At 63.6% G+C, this 16286-nt stretch carries 13 protein-coding genes and 6 tRNA genes; 14 read left to right on the forward strand and 5 right to left on the reverse strand.

All coding sequences use genetic code 11. The features are described 5' to 3' along the window. Positions 1-4 precede the first annotated feature (4 nt). The 13 genes from tig to A9976_RS07920 all read left to right on the forward strand — a co-directional run bounded on the left by tig (position 5) and on the right by A9976_RS07920 (position 9692). The gene (gene tig / locus A9976_RS07860; RefSeq protein ID WP_012204528.1) at positions 5-1315 is read left to right on the forward strand and encodes a trigger factor; all 1311 of its coding nucleotides are present in this window, start codon (positions 5-7) and stop codon (positions 1313-1315) included. 135 nt (positions 1316-1450) lie between these two features. Further along, a complete protein-coding gene (clpP, locus tag A9976_RS07865; RefSeq protein WP_012204529.1) occupies positions 1451-2059 on the forward strand; it encodes an ATP-dependent Clp endopeptidase proteolytic subunit ClpP in 609 nt (202 codons plus the stop codon). Positions 2060-2166: 107 nt separating this feature from the next. Continuing rightward, complete coding sequence (gene clpX / locus A9976_RS07870; protein ID WP_183018538.1) at positions 2167-3429, forward strand: ATP-dependent Clp protease ATP-binding subunit ClpX; 1263 nt, start codon at positions 2167-2169, stop codon at positions 3427-3429. Between the two features lie 120 nt (positions 3430-3549). Then, a complete protein-coding gene (gene lon / locus A9976_RS07875) occupies positions 3550-5964 on the forward strand; it encodes an endopeptidase La (RefSeq protein ID WP_012204531.1) in 2415 nt (804 codons plus the stop codon). Between the two features lie 103 nt (positions 5965-6067). Next, positions 6068-6143, forward strand: a tRNA-Gly gene (locus A9976_RS07880). Between the two features lie 58 nt (positions 6144-6201). Further along, positions 6202-6277: transfer RNA gene (locus A9976_RS07885), tRNA-Gly, on the forward strand. Positions 6278-6336: 59 nt separating this feature from the next. After that, positions 6337-6412 (forward strand) — tRNA-Gly (locus A9976_RS07890). A gap of 45 nt (positions 6413-6457) precedes the next feature. Further along, a tRNA-Cys gene (locus A9976_RS07895) sits at positions 6458-6531 on the forward strand. A 382-nt stretch (positions 6532-6913) separates the two neighbouring features. Further along, on the forward strand, positions 6914-7678 hold the full coding sequence (locus A9976_RS07900; protein WP_043824220.1) for a M48 family metalloprotease: 765 nt from the start codon (positions 6914-6916) through the stop codon (positions 7676-7678). 149 nt (positions 7679-7827) lie between these two features. Beyond that, positions 7828-7903, forward strand: a tRNA-Gly gene (locus tag A9976_RS07905). A 98-nt stretch (positions 7904-8001) separates the two neighbouring features. Next, positions 8002-8092, forward strand: a tRNA-Leu gene (locus A9976_RS07910). Between the two features lie 329 nt (positions 8093-8421). Then, positions 8422-9048 carry a DUF6806 family protein gene (locus A9976_RS07915; protein ID WP_013803265.1) on the forward strand — a complete coding sequence of 209 codons (627 nt, stop codon included), beginning with the start codon at positions 8422-8424 and terminating at the stop codon, positions 9046-9048. A gap of 32 nt (positions 9049-9080) precedes the next feature. Further along, positions 9081-9692 (forward strand): M48 family metallopeptidase, encoded by a 612-nt coding sequence (locus A9976_RS07920; RefSeq protein ID WP_183018539.1) that lies wholly within the window; start codon positions 9081-9083, stop codon positions 9690-9692. Position 9693: 1 nt separating this feature from the next. Here the strand turns inward: A9976_RS07920 and murI are convergent, their stop codons facing one another. From murI to A9976_RS07940, 4 genes are all read right to left on the reverse strand, one after another. Then, positions 9694-10584 carry a glutamate racemase gene (murI, locus tag A9976_RS07925; RefSeq protein WP_183018540.1) on the reverse strand — a complete coding sequence of 297 codons (891 nt, stop codon included), beginning with the start codon at positions 10582-10584 and terminating at the stop codon, positions 9694-9696. 58 nt (positions 10585-10642) lie between these two features. After that, complete coding sequence (locus A9976_RS07930) at positions 10643-11230, reverse strand: GNAT family N-acetyltransferase (RefSeq protein WP_183018541.1); 588 nt, start codon at positions 11228-11230, stop codon at positions 10643-10645. Further along, complete coding sequence (locus tag A9976_RS07935; RefSeq protein WP_183018542.1) at positions 11227-11859, reverse strand: class I SAM-dependent methyltransferase; 633 nt, start codon at positions 11857-11859, stop codon at positions 11227-11229. Before A9976_RS07935 ends, A9976_RS07930 begins: the two co-directional genes overlap by 4 nt. A 108-nt stretch (positions 11860-11967) precedes the next feature. Further along, entirely contained in the window at positions 11968-13521 is a 1554-nt protein-coding gene (locus A9976_RS07940) for a fumarate hydratase (RefSeq protein ID WP_034391754.1), read from the reverse strand. Between the two features lie 315 nt (positions 13522-13836). On the opposite strand from A9976_RS07940, the gene fumC reads away from it, so the two are divergent. Beyond that, the gene (gene fumC, locus A9976_RS07945; protein ID WP_183018543.1) at positions 13837-15228 is read left to right on the forward strand and encodes a class II fumarate hydratase; all 1392 of its coding nucleotides are present in this window, start codon (positions 13837-13839) and stop codon (positions 15226-15228) included. Positions 15229-15292: 64 nt separating this feature from the next. Here fumC and A9976_RS07950 read toward each other — a convergent pair whose 3' ends face one another. Next, complete coding sequence (locus tag A9976_RS07950) at positions 15293-16192, reverse strand: alpha/beta hydrolase family protein (protein ID WP_183018544.1); 900 nt, start codon at positions 16190-16192, stop codon at positions 15293-15295. Positions 16193-16286 lie beyond the last annotated feature (94 nt).

Here is a 16286-nt window from a genome sequence, read left to right on the forward strand (position 1 = left end):
AAACATGGCCGTTACTGTTGAAACCCTTGAAAAGCTCGAGCGCAAGATCACGCTGAGCCTGCCCCTGAACTCCATCCAGAGCGAAGTGGAAAACCGTCTGAAGCAGGTGGCGCGCACCGTGAAGATGGACGGCTTCCGTCCCGGCAAGGTGCCGATGAGCGTGGTGGCCCAGCGTTATGGCTACTCGGTGCAGTACGAAGTGCTCAACGACAAGGTTGGCGAGGCTTTTGCACAGGCCGTCAACGAAGCCAAGCTGCGCGTGGCTGGCCAGCCACGCATCTCCGAAAAGGAAGGCGCTCCCGAGGGCGAGGCCCAGTTCGAAGCCATCTTCGAAGTGATGCCTGAAGTCAAGATCGGTGACCTGACCTCGGCCGAAGTCGAGAAGCTGACCGCCGAGGTGGACGACGCCGCCATCGACAAGACCGTGGACATCCTGCGCAAGCAGCGCCGCACCTTCGCCCAGCGCGCCCAGGCCGATGTGGCCGTGGACGGCGACCGCGTGACCGTGGACTTCGAAGGCAAGATCGACGGCGAGACCTTCTCCGGCGGCAAGGCTGAGGACTTCCAGTTCCTGGTCGGCGAAGGCCAGATGCTCAAGGAATTCGAAGACGCAGTGCGCGGCATGAAGGCTGGCGAGTCCAAGACGTTCCCGCTGGCATTCCCCGCCGATTACCACGGCAAGGACGTGGCCGGCAAGACCGCCGATTTCCTGGTGACGGTCAAGAAGATCGAAGCCGCCAACCTGCCCGAAGTGGACGAGGCCTTTGCCAAGGCCCTGGGCGTGGCGGAAGGCACGGTCGAAGGCCTGCGCGCCGACATCAAGAAGAACCTGGAGCGTGAAGTCAAGTTCCGCGTCCAGGGCCGCAACAAGCAAGCCGTGATGGATGCCCTGGTGTCCAAGGCCGAGCTGGAACTGCCCAAGGCTTCGGTGCAGGCTGAAGTCGCCCGTCTGCTGGAAGGCGCCCGCGCCGAGCTGCAGCAGCGCGGCATCAAGGACGCCGAGAAGGCCGAGATCCCTGAAGACGTGTTCCTGCCCCAAGCCGAGCGCCGCGTGCGCCTGGGCCTGGTGGTGGCCGAGCTGGTGCGCGCCAACGAGCTGCACGCCACGCCCGACCAGATCAAGGCCCACGTGGAAGAGCTGGCCGCCAGCTACGAAAAGCCCGAAGACGTGGCCCGCTGGTACTTTGGCGACCGCCAACGCCTGGCTGAAGTCGAAGCCGTTGTCATCGAAAACAACGTGACCGAGTTCGTGCTGGGCAAGGCCAAGGTCTCCGACAAGGCCGTGTCCTTCGACGAACTGATGGGCCAGGCCTGAGGGCTTGAGCACCGCCTGCCTGCCGCTTCGTGAGATCGGCGGGCGGGTTGGCATCTGCGGGGCTTGTGCTTTGGCGCACAAGCCCCATTTTCTTTCCGGATACGGCTAAAGTAGCCCCCTAGTACTGGAGAAAACATGAGCGCATTGGAAACTCAGGGTTTGGGCATGATCCCAATGGTCATCGAACAGTCCGGCCGCGGAGAGCGGTCGTACGACATCTACTCGCGCCTGCTCAAGGACCGGGTGATCTTCCTGGTGGGTCCTGTCAATGACCAGACGGCCAACCTCGTCGTGGCCCAGCTGCTGTTCCTCGAAAGCGAAAATCCCGACAAGGACATTTCGTTCTACATCAACAGCCCCGGCGGCTCAGTGAGCGCCGGCCTGGCCATCTTCGACACGATGAATTTCATCAAGCCCGATGTGTCCACGCTGTGCACCGGCATCGCAGCCAGCATGGGCGCCTTCCTGCTGGCCGCTGGCACCAAGGGCAAGCGCTTTGCGCTGCCCAACTCCCAGGTCATGATCCACCAGCCGCTGGGCGGCATGCAGGGCCAGGCCACCGAGATCGAGATCCACGCACGCGAGATCCTCAAGACCCGCGAGCGCCTGAACAAGATCCTGGCCGAGCGCACGGGCCAGCCGCTGGAAAAGATCCAGCACGACACCGAGCGCGACTACTTCCTGTCCGCCGAGGAAGCCAAGGACTACGGTCTGGTCGATCAGGTGATCAACAAGCGCTCCTGAAGCCCAGAGGCTGCATGAGAATGGGCGGCGTTTTCCCCCTACGGAAAACGCCGCTTTCCATTTGGTTATCATCCTTTTCCATATTTCTGTAACAAGGCACCGACCCCATGGCCGAGAAAAAAGGCTCCTCCAGCGAAAAAAACCTTTATTGCACCTTCTGCGGCAAGAGCCAGCATGAGGTCAAGAAGCTGATCGCTGGTCCGTCAGTCTTTATCTGCGACGAGTGCATCGATCTCTGCAACGAGATCATCCGCGACGAGCAGCCCAGCACCGAGGCCAAGGACGGCCGGGGCGACCTGCCCACGCCCGCCGAAATCAAGGCCAACCTCGACAACTACGTGATCGGCCAGGACCTGCCCAAGCGCACGCTGGCCGTCGCCGTCTACAACCACTACAAGCGGCTGCGCCACAAGGACAAGGCCGGCAAGGACGAGGTGGAACTGGCCAAGAGCAACATCCTGCTCATCGGCCCCACGGGTTCCGGCAAGACGCTGCTGGCGCAGACGCTGGCGCGCATGCTCAACGTGCCCTTCGTCATGGCAGATGCCACCACGCTGACCGAAGCCGGCTACGTGGGCGAGGACGTCGAGAACATCATCCAGAAGCTGCTGCAAAGCTGCGAGTACGACGTCGAGCGTGCGCAGCGCGGCATCGTCTACATCGACGAGATCGACAAGATCTCGCGCAAGTCCGACAACCCCAGCATCACGCGCGACGTGTCGGGCGAGGGCGTGCAGCAGGCCCTGCTCAAGCTCATCGAAGGCACCATGGCCAGCGTCCCCCCGCAAGGCGGCCGCAAGCATCCGAACCAGGACTTCCTGCAGATCGACACGACCAATATCCTGTTCATCTGCGGCGGCGCGTTCGCGGGCCTGGAGAAGGTCATCGAGAACCGCACCGAGGCGTCCGGCATCGGCTTTGGCGCCACGGTCAAGAGCAAGAAGCAGCGCTCCATCTCGGAAGTGTTCCAGGAGATCGAGCCTGAAGACCTGATCAAGTTCGGCATCATCCCCGAGCTGGTCGGCCGCATGCCGGTGGTCACGGCCCTGGCCGAACTGGGCGAAGACGCCCTGGTGCAGATCCTGACCGAGCCCAAGAACGCTCTGGTCAAGCAGTACAGCAAGCTGCTGGCCATGGAGGGCGTGGAGCTGGAGATCCGGCCTGCCGCGCTGAAGGCCATCGCCCGCAAGGCGCTCGCGCGCAAGACGGGTGCCCGTGGCCTGCGCTCCATCCTGGAGCAATCGCTGATCGGCACCATGTACGAGCTGCCCAATGCCGACAATGTCGAAAAGGTAGTGGTGGACGAGTCCACCATCGAAGACGGAAAGGCGCCGCTGCTGGTTTACCGCGAAGCGGCCAAGAAGGCCTGATGCGCCGTCGCCTGCAAAGGTCCGGCAGCGCAAGTCCCCGCGGCACGAAATCCTTTCGGGCCGCGGGGTTGAAATACACCGGTGGGCGGACCATCTTCCGCTGACAAACCGAGGATTCCCATGTCAGGACATACCCCTTTGCCTTCCACCCCCCTAGACCTGGCGCTGCTGCCGCTGCGTGATGTGGTCGTGTTCCCCCACATGGTGATCCCGCTGTTCGTGGGGCGCGCCAAGAGCATCAAGGCGCTGGAGCTGGCCATGGAGGGCGACCGCCGCATCATGCTGGTGGCCCAGAAGACCGCCTCCAAGGACGAGCCCACGGCCGCTGACATGTTCGATGTCGGCTGCGTGTCCACCATCCTGCAGATGCTCAAGCTGCCCGACGGCACGGTGAAGGTGCTGGTCGAAGGCCAGCAGCGCGCGCTGGTCAAGCAGGTCATGGACGAAGAGACCCACTTCGTGGGCTCCGTCGTCCCCGTGGCGCCCGAGGCCGAAACGCACAAGCCCAGCGAGATCGAGGCCCTGCGCCGCGCCGTGACGCAGCAGTTCGACCAGTACGTCAAGCTCAACAAGAAGATCCCGCCCGAGATCCTCACCTCCATCGCCAGCATCGACGATGCAGGCCGCCTGGCCGACACCATTGCCGCGCACCTGCCGCTCAAGCTTGAGAACAAGCAGGCCGTGCTCGACCTGGTGGACATCAAGGAGCGCCTGGAAAACCTGTTCGAGCAGCTGGACCGCGAAGTCGACATCCTCAACGTCGACAAGCGCATCCGTGGCCGCGTCAAGCGCCAGATGGAGAAGAACCAGCGTGACTTCTACCTGAACGAGCAGGTCAAGGCCATCCAGAAGGAGCTGGGCGAGGGCGAAGACGGCGCCGACATCGAAGAGATCGAAAAGAAGATCAAGCTGGCCCGCATGCCCGCCGAGGCGCGCAAGAAGGCCGAGGCCGAGCTCAAGAAGCTCAAGCTCATGTCGCCCATGTCGGCCGAAGCCACCGTGGTGCGCAACTACATCGACGTGCTCACGGGTCTGCCCTGGAGCAAGAAGACCAAGATCAAGCACGACCTGGCCAATGCCGAGGACGTGCTCAACGCCGACCACTTCGGCCTCGAAAAGGTCAAGGACCGCATCCTTGAATATCTTGCTGTGCAGCAGCGCGTGGACAAGGTCAAGGCGCCCATCCTGTGCCTGGTCGGACCTCCGGGCGTGGGCAAGACCTCGCTGGGCCAGTCCATCGCCAAGGCCACGGGCCGCAAGTACGTGCGCATGGCGCTGGGCGGCATGCGTGACGAGGCGGAAATCCGTGGCCATCGCCGCACCTACATCGGCGCCATGCCGGGCAAGGTGCTGCAAAGCCTGGACAAGGTCGGCACGCGCAACCCGCTGTTCCTGCTGGACGAGATCGACAAACTCGGAATGGACTTCCGTGGCGACCCGTCGAGCGCCCTGCTGGAAGTGCTGGACCCCGAGCAGAACCACACCTTCGGCGATCACTACGTCGAGGTGGACTTCGACCTCAGCGACGTGATGTTCGTGGCCACCTCCAACTCCATGAACATCCCGCCCGCGCTGCTGGACCGCATGGAAGTGATCCGCCTGTCGGGTTACACCGAGGACGAAAAGGTCAACATCGCCATCCGCTACCTGCTGCCCAAGCAACTCACCAACAACGGTGTGAAGGACGGCGAAATGCAGGTCGATGAGTCCGCCATCCGCGACATCGTGCGCTACTACACGCGTGAAGCCGGCGTGCGCTCTCTGGAACGCGAGCTCTCCAAGATCTGCCGCAAGGTGGTCAAGGGACTGCAGCTCAAGAAGCTGGAGCCCACCGTCGTCGTCAATGCCGACAACCTCACCGACTACCTGGGTGTGCGCAAGTACAGCTACGGCCGTGCCGAGCACAACAACCAGGTCGGCCAGGTCGTGGGCCTGGCATGGACCGAGGTTGGTGGCGATCTGCTGACCATCGAGGCCGCCATCATGCCCGGCAAGGGCGTGATCTCGCGCACCGGCTCCCTGGGTGATGTGATGAAGGAATCCGTGGAAGCTGCCCGCACCGTGGTGCGCAGCCGCTCGCGCATGCTCGGCATCAAGGACGAGGCCTTCGAGAAGAAGGACATCCACGTGCACGTGCCCGATGGCGCCACGCCCAAGGACGGCCCCAGCGCGGGGGCGGCAATGACGACGGCCTTCGTCTCTGCTCTGACCGGTATCCCGGTGCGTGCCGATGTCGCCATGACCGGCGAAATCACGCTGCGCGGCGAGGTCACCGCCATCGGCGGCCTCAAGGAAAAGCTGCTGGCGGCCCTGCGTGGCGGCATCAAGACGGTGCTGATCCCCGAAGAGAACGTCAAGGACCTCCAGGAGATCCCGGACAACGTCAAGAGCGGCCTGGAAATCATCCCCGTCAAGTGGATCGACCAGGTCCTCAAGGTGGCGCTGGAGCGCGTGCCCGAGCCCCTGTCCGAGGAGGAGGCTGCAGCGCCGCCGCCGGCGGAATCCAAGCCTGTGGAACCGGCCGTCAAGCACTGAGGATGAAAAAATGTAGCGTTTTTCCTGAACCCTCCAAGAACTACGCTACAATTCATCCCATCGCAGCAAACGACGTTGTAGAATGTCAGGCTTCGGTAGAAATGCGGGAATAGCTCAGTTGGTAGAGCGCAACCTTGCCAAGGTTGAGGTCGACGGTTCGAACCCGTTTTCCCGCTCCAGTTTCAGGATGTGCCCTGTGCATATCTGATTCAGGTGGCGGTGGCTGCTTGAATGTTTGCGGGAATAGCTCAGTTGGTAGAGCGCAACCTTGCCAAGGTTGAGGTCGACGGTTCGAACCCGTTTTCCCGCTCCAGTTTTGGATGTGCCTCGTGTGCATCCGATTCAGGTGACGGTTGGTTGCTTGAATTTTTTGCGGGAATAGCTCAGTTGGTAGAGCGCAACCTTGCCAAGGTTGAGGTCGACGGTTCGAACCCGTTTTCCCGCTCCAGTTTTAGGAAAACTGCAGCAATGCTGCATGTTTGATAGTGATCTTGGCGCGATAGCAAAGCGGTTATGCCCCGGATTGCAAATCCGGTTAGACCAGTTCGACTCTGGTTCGCGCCTCCAAGAATATTAAAAAAATCAAATACTTATAAGGCCCTTCGGGGCCTTTTTCTTTTTTCTGCATCACGGATTGTTGTTCGTTCTTGGTGCCATGTCTTCGCCACGGCCTCGACTTGGCTGGCGCATCTTGTTCTCTTGCGATTCAGTGCCATGCGGTGCTTCACGGTCTGCACACCGACAGCATGGCTGCATGCCTGTTTTGGTCATTCATTGCTGATTTAGTGAGTTTAATTGTTTCTATTTGTTCAAATGATTGGTGGTCATTGAAATTTGGCATTGCTTTCTCATTGAGAAATTGCAAGAAATTGCAAATAGATCGCCATTGCCGGTAGCTTTAATTGGCTGGTCCTGGATATGATGCGCGCTTCATTTATCGGGAGGGGCTATGAAGATCAAGCTATTGACGGCCATTGTTGCCAGCGGCGTGGTGCTGGCTGGCTGTAAAACCATGGAATCCGCTGATGTGGGCGGGCTGCTGGATTCGGGCTCCACGGCCATGAAGGCCATGACGCTCACGGATGACGACGTGGTCACGCTGTCCAATGATTCCTGCGCAGCCATGGATGCCCAGAACAAGGTGGCAGATGCAAAGAGCAAGTACACGCTGCGGTTGAACAAAGTGATCGCCGGCATGCCGCAGGCTGTCAATGGGAAGAAGGCTGTATACAAGGTCTATATGACGCAGGATGTGAATGCCTGGGCCATGGCCAATGGCTGCATTCGTGTCTACAGCGGCCTGATGGATCTGATGAATGATGACGAGCTGCGTGGCGTGATCGGCCATGAGATCGGGCACGTGGCACTGGGTCACAGCAAGAAGCGCATGCAGACGGCCTATGCGGCGTCGGCTGCACGTTCTATTGCCGCCAATAGCGGCAATTCGGCGCTGGCCTCGCTGTCGCGTTCGCAGGCTGGTGATCTGGGCGAGAAGTTCATCAATGCCCAGTTCTCGCAGTCGCAGGAATCGGCTGCTGATGACTACTCCTTCGATCTGCTCACGGAAAAGAAGATGAGCCGCCAGGGGCTGGTCACATCGTTCCAGAAGCTGGCCAAGCTCAGCGCTGGCAGCGGCGGCAGCTCCATCCTGAGCTCCCATCCGCCGTCCGAACAGCGGGCCAAGCGCATGCAGGATCGCATCGATGGCAAGTAGGCGTCGACGGTGAAGCAGCCTGCCGCCGCAAGGTGCAAGGCAGGCTGCCATCTGCCTCGGTGCAGATTTTTTACGAGCTTCTTCCGAAGCACCAAAAATCTGCGCTAGAATTCAAGTCTGCTCTGTGAAGCGAACAGCTTGACAGATACGCGGGAATAGCTCAGTTGGTAGAGCGCAACCTTGCCAAGGTTGAGGTCGACGGTTCGAACCCGTTTTCCCGCTCCAATTCAGAAAAAAGGGAAGCGGTAACGCTTCCCTTTTTCGTTGGTGCTGCAGTTGCAGGTGTGAGCAGTTCGCGCTGACCTGTGACGCTGCGGTGCAGGGCCCCGATGGTGAAATTGGTAGACACTGCGGACTTAAAATCCGCCGCTTCCGAACAGGGGCGTGCCGGTTCGATCCCGGCTCGGGGCACCACAACCCAATACGTACTAGGCATTGTTGCTATCTATACGGTAGCGGATTAAAGCAGCCAAGGCGCCTGCTGTTCCGCAAATTCAGGCGTCGTGCCGCAACGTGCATCGACGGTCCTGCCCGCTTGCTGCGCTGCACGGTGTCCATGCGTTGCCAAGACCTTGCCCGTTGGCATAACGTGCGAGAATCCATTCATCAGGCCCCGGGCTGCTTGCCTGGATGGCGCGGCGCGGGCAGACAGTGATGGCGATGCCTGCATGCGTTCCGTTGACGTTGATCGTGGCACACGGTGCGGCGTGACAGGTGTGGCCAAACTCATCCCAGACGAGAACATGTCGAATTACAACGCTCCATTTGAAATCCACGTGCACGGCCAAGTGCTGCTGCGCCCCGACACGACCTACGAGCAGTTGCAGGAAGCGCTGGGTCCGCTGTGGAAGTATGCGGGGGCCCGTTCCCTGGCCGATGGCGCTGGCAGCGTCTATGAGGAAGAGCCCGGCATCCAGTTCGATACCAAGGAGCGCCTGCTCCAGGTGTGCTGGACGGTGCGTGGCGACGAGGACTTCCGCCAGTCGCTGGACGACATGTGCATGGGCATCAACGAGCTGGCCGAGCAGGGCGCGGCCATCGAGGTGACCTTCTACGACACCGAGTTCGACGAGGAAGAAGAGTCCGAAGAGGCCGAATCGCGCGACGATTTCGTCATGCTCTTCGTGGGCCCGACGCCCGCAGCCATCATGCAGGTGCAGCGCGACCTTCTGGTTCAGGACGTGGTCAACCTCATGGAGCGCCATTTCGACGGCTCCGAGCTGGGTGGCGTGGTGCAGGAGATCGACAAGCTCTTCTCCCAGCGCTTCGACGCCCTGGTCAGCTCGCTGGAGATCGGCAAGCCGCCGCGCGGCATGGGTGGATCGGGTTCGGGCCACGGCGGCAACCGCCGCCCACGCCACCTGCATTGAGCGCAAGGCGCTGCCCAGCGCAGCGTACAGCCATGGCGGCACAGGCCAGCACGCCCAAGTATTCCGGAGTAGTCACCGAGACCGTGCGCCGCCAGCGCGAGCAGCGGCGCGAGGTGGCTGGCGGTGCACTGCCTCTTCCCTACCTGTCCGCCTACCCGGCCGCGCTGCAGTCGCAGGTGCGCGGCTGGCTGGCCGATGACAAGGCCGAGGCCTGGCTGCTGCGCAAGCATCCCGAGGCCCATGCCGTGCGCACGGACAAGAGCCTCTATGACTACGTGGATGCCCTCAAGGGCCGGCACATGCGCAATGCCGGCACGCTGAACAAGGTGGCCTACGACGGCCGCATCCATGTGGTCCACAACGCCCTGGGCCTGCACACGCGCCGCACCGTGGTGCAGGGAAGCCGCCTCAATGCCCGGCACGAGATCCGCATCGGTGCACTGTTCAAGCAGGCGCCCGAGGCTTTCTTGCGCATGATCGTCGTCCATGAGCTGGCCCATCTGCGCGAGCCTGACCACGACAAGGCCTTCTACCAGCTGTGCACCCACATGGAGCCCGACTACCACCAGCTGGAGTTCGAGCTGCGGCTGTACCTGAGCTGGATGGACCACTCGGGCCGGCGCCTGTGGCAGGCGCAGCCGTGATTCAGGCGGCCGTGGGGACGGCGCTGGATTCGCCGACCTGAACGCACGAGCAGCATTGCGCGGGCAGATCCAGCCAGCGCGATGCGGCCGATTGCAGGGCCTGCAGCGATCCCGTGGTCATCAGCTGGACCTGGCACTCTGCCGCTGGCAAGGGTCCTGATTCGCTGGCCAGGGTGCCCAGGCGATCCAGCACGCGCCGCGTCTGGCGAGCTACCGGGGCACCTGTGTCGATGAACTGGATGTCCGTCCCCAGCAGCGTGCGCAACTGCTCGCGGGCGAATATGTAGTGGGTGCAGCCCAGCACCAGGGAATCCATCTCACCCGTCTTCTGTCCGAAGCTGCCCAGGGCATTCACGTACCTGGCGCACAGGCGCGCGACCTCGGTGGCCATGGGGTCGGCGGGAACGGGTTGCTCCGTGCTTTCCTCGATGGCCTTGGCCAGTCCGTCGCAGGGCTGGACATGGAATTGCACGCGCTGGCCATGGTCGGCCACCAGGCGTGCAAAGCGTGCGCTGCCCACCGTGCCGCGCGTGGCCATCACGCCCACGTGGCCGGTCTGGCTCGACAGCGAAGCGGGCTTGATGGCGGGCTCCACGCCGATCAGGGGCAGTTCGGGCATTTCGGCGCGCAGCATGTCCACGGCCGCTGCCGTGGCCGTGTTGCAGGCGATCACCAGCACCTTGATCTGGTGCTGCTCGCACAGGTGGCGCGCAATGGTGCGCGTGCGCTGCTGCACGAAGGCATCGCCGCGTGCGTCGCCATAGGGTGCATTGCCGCTGTCGGCCAGGTAGACGAAGCGCTCATGCGGCAGTTCATGGCGCAGCGCCTGCAGCACGCTGAGGCCGCCGATGCCGCTGTCGAAGACGCCGATGGGAGAGGCCGGGGAGGTCATGTGCAGATCCGGATAAAGGCTTTTGGAGGCGGCGCCCAGTATGCCCGCTCGGGCGCGTTCATGCTGCGCCCATGGCTTGCTGCTGCAGCCATTGGGCCTGTGTCAGGCGATACAGGCAATGCCTGCGCAGCGCGTGGCCTGCGGGCACCTCCGGATGGTCGAAGTCATGTGCCTCGCGCTCCATGCCCAGGCGCTGCATCACGGCCTGCGAACGCAGGTTGGACAGCGCGGTGAACGAGACGATGGACTCCAGATGCAACGCGCTGAAGCCGTGCTCCAGCGCCGCCCGCGCGCCTTCGCTGGCCAGGCCCTGGCCCCAGAAAGGCCGGGCGAGCCGCCAGCCGATTTCCACGCAGGGCGAGAACGGCAAAGACGCGGCGGGAGTATGCAGCCCGATGAAGCCCATGAACTCGCCGCTGGCAAGGTGCTCTGCCGCCCAGAAGCCCCAGCCGCGTTCCTCGATCAGTGCCTGGATCCTGTCTGCCATGGCATCGCTTTGTCCACGGCTGAGCAGTGCCGGAAAGTGCTCCATGACCTGTGGGTCGGCATTCAGCGCGGCAAAGGGTGGCCGGTCGCCGGCCTGCCACTGGCGCAGTATCAGGCGCGGTGTCCGCAGGGTCGCTACAGGGGAATGTGTGGTGGTCATGGTTGGAGAGGGCGCTGCAGTACCAGCAGATAGGCGGCTGCATGGCCGTGGAAGGAGTGGGGGATGAAGCCTGCCTCGCCTGCCAGCTTTTCCACGCTGGTGCGGCGCTGGAAATGCGGGTCGAAGACCAGCTCGGCCACGGCCAGCAGGCCGCCGGGGCGCAGGCTCTGGAATACATCGGCCAGCGCGGCCTGGCGGTTCGGGATCTCTCCCAGCACGGCGGCCATCACGGCGCGGTCGTGCTGCCCGGCTGCGAGCTGCCCCTGGCCCAGCGCAGCCGCCTGGGTGCGCACGTTCTCCAGCCCCTGGGCATGCGCCTTGGCAGCCACCTGTTCGAGCATGGCCGGCTGCAGGTCCACGGCCAGCACATGGCCCTGGGCACCGACCGCACGGGCCAGCGGCAGGGTGACGCGTCCCGGGCCGCAGCCCGCATCCAGCACCTTCATGCCTGGCTGCACCTGCAGTTGTCCGACGATGAAGGCGGCCTTGTTGCTGGCCGCGAAGGGGTTGTCGAGTTCGACCATCCAGCGCAGCCAGGAGGGGCAGGGCAGGACATGGCGGCGGGAGGACAGGCGCCATGCCATGCTGGTCACGGCCAGCAGGGCGATGAGGACGAGCGCGATGGTCATGTTGAATGGGCAGTGGGGCAGTGTTGCAGGCAGCGGGCAGTCTGTCACAAATGCCCGCACCAATGAAAAGACCGCCCGAAGGCGGTCCCTTTACGCTTGGCGCCGGCTTCAGGCCGAAGCGATCTCAATCGTCTTGAACTCGCCGGATGCGATGCGCTTTTGCCATTCGGCCGGGCCGGTGATGTGGGCGCTGGTGCCGCCGGCATCCACGGCCACGGTCACGGGCATGTCCACCACGTCGAACTCGTAGATGGCTTCCATGCCCAGGTCCTCGAAGCCCACGACCTTGGCGTTCTTGATGGCCTTGGACACCAGGTAGGCGGCGCCGCCCACGGCCATCAGGTAGGCCGACTTGTGGTTCTTGATGGACTCGATGGCCACCGGGCCGCGCTCGGCCTTGCCGATCATGGCGATCAGGCCGGTCTGCTCCAGCATCATGTCGGTGAACTTGTCCATGCGGGTGGCCGTCGTGGGGCCTGCGGGGCCCACGGCTTCGTCCTTGACCGGGTCCACCGGGCCGACGTAGTAGATCACGCGGTTGGTGAAGTCCACGGGCAGCTTCTCGCCCTTGGCCAGCATGTCCTGGATGCGCTTGTGGGCGGCATCGCGGCCCGTGAGCATCTTGCCGTTGAGCAGCAGGGTGTCGCCGGGCTTCCAGCTGGCCACTTCTTCCTTGGTCAGGGCGTTGAGGTCCACGCGGCGCGACTTGTTGTAGTCGGGCTCCCAGTCGATCTTGGGCCACAGGTCCAGCGAGGGCGCGTCCATGTAGACCGCGCCGGAGCCGTCCATCACGAAGTGCGCGTGGCGCGTGGCCGCGCAGTTGGGGATCATGGCCACGGGCTTGGAGGCCGCGTGCGTGGGGTACATCTTGATCTTGATGTCCAGCACGGTGGCCAGGCCGCCCAGGCCTTGCGCGCCGATGCCCAGGGCGTTGACCTTCTCGTACAGCTCCAGGCGCAGTTCCTCGACCTGGTCGAGCTTTTCTCCGCGCGCGGCCTTGGCCTGCAGCTCGTACATGTCCAGGTCTTCCATCAGGCTTTCCTTGGCCAGCAGCACGGCCTTCTCGGCGGTGCCGCCGATGCCGATGCCCAGCATGCCCGGCGGGCACCAGCCCGCGCCCATGGTCGGAACGGTCTTGAGAACCCAGTCCACCAGGTTGTCGCTGGGGTTCATCATGATCATCTTGGACTTGTTCTCCGAGCCGCCGCCCTTGGCGGCCACGGTCACGTCCAGCTTGTCGCCGGGCACGATCTGCACGTTGATGACGGCAGGCGTGTTGTCCTTGGTGTTCTTGCGCGCGAACAGCGGATCGGCGACGACGGAGGCGCGCAGCGTGTTCTCGGGGTGGTTGTAGCCGCGGCGCACGCCTTCGTTGATGGCGTCTTCCAGGCCGCCCGTGAAGCCTTCCCAGCGCACGTCCATGCCCACCTTCAGGAACACGTTGACGATGCCGGTGTCCTGGCAGATCGGGCGGTGGCCCGTGGCCGACATCTTGGAGTTGGTCAGGATCTGGGCCATCGCGTCCTTGGCCGCCGGGCTTTGCTCGCGCTCGTAGGCGCGGGCCAGGTGGGCGATGTAGTCGGCGGGGTGGTAGTAGCTGATGTACTGCAGGGCGCCTGCGATCGAATCGATCAGGTCCTGCTGGCGGATCGTGGTGGTCATCGGTGGGGTGTCTTTTTTGATCGGGGGAACAGGGGGAGGGGAATCCCGGGGGCGATTATCGGCGCTGCAGGGGGAAAAGTGCACGCAATGGGCGCAGTCTTGTACAAGAGTCGAGGGGTTTGGCTGGACAAGCCATGCCTGGCGACACCGCTGTGGGGGATGGATGCGAGGGGTTCCCATTTACGGAGTTACCATGAGCGGGTTTTTGCCATTGCGGCCCTGCCAGCCAGACATCCCCGAGCCACGTCCTGCGCGGCCCGCCGACCTGCCTCCAGCCAACTGCGCCGCGTTGTTTTCACCAAGGAGTCCATACCAATGACCGCGACCCGCCAGGAAAAAGACACTTTCGGACCCATAGCCGTCCCCGCAGACAAGCTCTGGGGCGCGCAGACGCAGCGCTCGCTGCAGAACTTCGACATCAGCGGCGAGCAGCAGCCGCGCGAGATCATCCACGCGCTGGCCCAGGTCAAGAAGGCCTCGGCCACCGTCAACCACAAGCTGGGCCTGCTGGACGAGAAGAAGACCCAGGCCATCCTGGCCGCCGCCGACGAGGTGATCGCCGGCAAGCACCCGGACGAGTTCCCGCTGGTGGTCTGGCAGACCGGCTCGGGCACGCAGACCAACATGAACGTCAACGAGGTGCTGGCCAACCGCGCCAGCGAAATCCTCGGTGGCGAGCGCGGCGAAGCGCGCCTGGTCCACCCCAATGACGACGTGAACAAGAGCCAGTCGAGCAACGACGTGTTCCCCACCGCCATGCACGTGGCTGCCGTCACGGCCATCGAGCAAAAGCTGCTGCCCGCCATTGCCCTGCTGCGCAACACGCTGCAGGCCAAGAGCGAGGCCTATGCCGACATCGTCAAGATCGGCCGCACCCATCTGCAGGACGCCACGCCGCTGACGCTGGGCCAGGAAATCTCGGGCTGGGTGGCCCAGCTGGCCCATGGCGAAAAGCATGTGCGCGCCGCGCTGCCGCATCTGTACGAGCTGGCGCTGGGCGGCACGGCCGTGGGCACGGGCCTGAATGCGCCCAAGGGCTATGCCGAGGGCGTGGCGGCCGAGCTGTCCCAGCTCACCGGCTACCCGTTCGTGACGGCGCCCAGCAAGTTCGAGGCCCTGGCCTCGTGCGACGGCCTGGTCCACGCCCACGGCGCGCTCAAGACGCTGGCCGCCAGCATGATGAAGATCGCCAACGACGTGCGCTGGCTGGCCTCGGGCCCGCGCAGCGGCCTGGGCGAGATTTCCATCCCCGAGAACGAGCCCGGCTCGTCCATCATGCCCGGCAAGGTCAATCCCACGCAGAGCGAGGCCGTGACCATGCTGGCGGCCCAGGTCTTCGGCAACGACGTGGCCATCAACTTCGGCGGCGCCTCGGGCAACTTCGAGCTGAACGTGTTCCGCCCCATGGTCTCGCACAACTTCCTGCAGAGCGTGCGCCTGCTGGCCGATGGCATGAAGAGCTTCAACGACCACTGCGCCGTGGGCATCGAGCCCAACCGCGAGCGCATCACCGAGCTGGTGCAGCGCTCGCTGATGCTGGTGACGGCGCTGAACCCGCACATCGGCTACGACAAGGCGGCCTACATCGCCAAGAAGGCGCACAAGGAAGGCTCCAGCCTGCGCGAAGCGGCTGTGGCATCGGGCCACCTGACCGGCGAACAGTTCGACGCCTGGGTTATCCCTGCCAAGATGGTCGGCAATCTGTAAGACCTGCTGATGCAATCAAAAAGGGGCGCTGATCGGCTCCCCTTTTTTTGCTTCATGGCCTGGCTCAGTTGTCCGCCTGCGGGCGGCGCACGGTGCGGAATACGTACTTGAGCGCGTCGCCGATGGTGCTTTCCCAGACCGGCCATTCATGCTTGCCGTTGACGATGCGCAGCTCGGCAGGCTGCTTGTTCCTGCGCAGCTGGGCGTAGAGCTGGGCGGCGTCGGACTCGATCATGAATTCATCGTCGTCGCCCGAGTTGATGTACATGGGCACGCTGATCTTGCGGGCGAGAAAGCTGTCCCACAGCACAGGGTAGTTGTAGCTTTTCCAGACGGTGGTGCTGTACTGGCCGCCCGTGTTGGGTTCGGCAAAGACCTTGACCGAGCGTGCCGAGGAATCGGCGGGCGGCTCTGGGTTGTAGATGGCGGGGCTCAGCAGGGCGGCGGCCTGGAATTTCTCGGGGTACTTGAGCACGTAGCGCAGCGCGCCGTAGCCGCCCATGGACAGGCCGCCGATCACGCGGCCATCGCGGCTGGTGAGGGTGCGGTACTTTTTCTCGACATGGGGGACGAGGTCCTGGAAGAAAGCCGTCTCCATGGGCTCCTTGAGGTCCACGTACCAGGTCGTTCCCGCGTCGGGCATGACGATGATGGCGGGCGGGATCTCGCCGTTCTGGATCAGTTGGTCCACCGTGCGCAGCAGGCTGCCCTTGACGGGCCAGTCGTTGCGCTGGCCGTCATTGCCGTGCAGCAGGTACATGACGGGGTAGCGCAGCCTGGACTGGGCGTCGTAGCCCGTGGGCAGGTAGACGTTGTAGGTCCAGCTGCGCTGCAGCGTGGCGCTCTTGAACTCGGCGGCCTCGATGGAGCCGGCCTGGGCTGCTGTGCCGGCCAGCAGCGCGGCGGCTGCCAGCGTGCCGGTGGCGGCCTGGCGCAGGACGATGGAAAAGGAAAGTTGGCGCATGTTTTTGTCTCCTGTGGTCCGTGGCAGTTGCCACGGCTGCGCCAATGTAATCGAGGCCCTGGCCCCGCCTGCGCTTTGCGCGGCCGGGCCGTCG

Source organism: Delftia sp. UME58, assembly GCF_014170385.1.
In the GTDB taxonomy this organism is placed as follows: Bacteria; Pseudomonadota; Gammaproteobacteria; order Burkholderiales; family Burkholderiaceae_C; genus Comamonas; species Comamonas acidovorans.